Source organism: Prauserella cavernicola (assembly GCF_016595675.1).
Taxonomy (GTDB): domain Bacteria; phylum Actinomycetota; class Actinomycetes; order Mycobacteriales; family Pseudonocardiaceae; genus Prauserella_A; species Prauserella_A cavernicola.
In genome coordinates this window covers 1-344 of record NZ_JAENJH010000039.1, presented here as the reverse complement: position 1 = coordinate 344, position 344 = coordinate 1, and the positions used below count along the sequence as shown (strand labels likewise).

Annotated in this window: 1 protein-coding gene; it reads left to right on the top strand. The window is 68.0% G+C overall.

Features of this window, described 5'->3' with window-relative positions; genetic code table 11:
• The coding region (locus tag JHE00_RS34595) for an MFS transporter (RefSeq protein WP_372440539.1) at window positions 1-281 on the top strand (281 nt) is incomplete at its 5' end.
• Between the last annotated feature and the right edge of the window lie 63 nt (window positions 282-344).

Sequence of the window (344 nt, the reverse complement as noted above, 5' to 3'; positions counted from 1 at the left end):
TACTGCCGAACAGCCACCGGGGCCGCGCCGTGTCGATCTTCCTCAAGGGCTCCGCGTTCGCGACGATCATCGCGGGCCCCTTCTCCGGTCTTCTGCTCGGCATGGACGGGTTCGCCGGGGTCACCGGCTGGCACTGGATGTTCGCCATCCAGGGCGGGATGGCACTGGTGTTCGCCCCGCTGATGTACCGGTTGACCATGAACTCCGTGCAGGAGGTCCCCTGGCTCAGCGCGGCCGTGAAGTCCGCGCTCGCCGAGGATCTGCGCCAGGAGCAGGCCTAACGCGACCGGGGACACGGCCCAGCCAAGCCTTCGGTCTGGTCCCTGCTGATGAAGCCGAGCGTG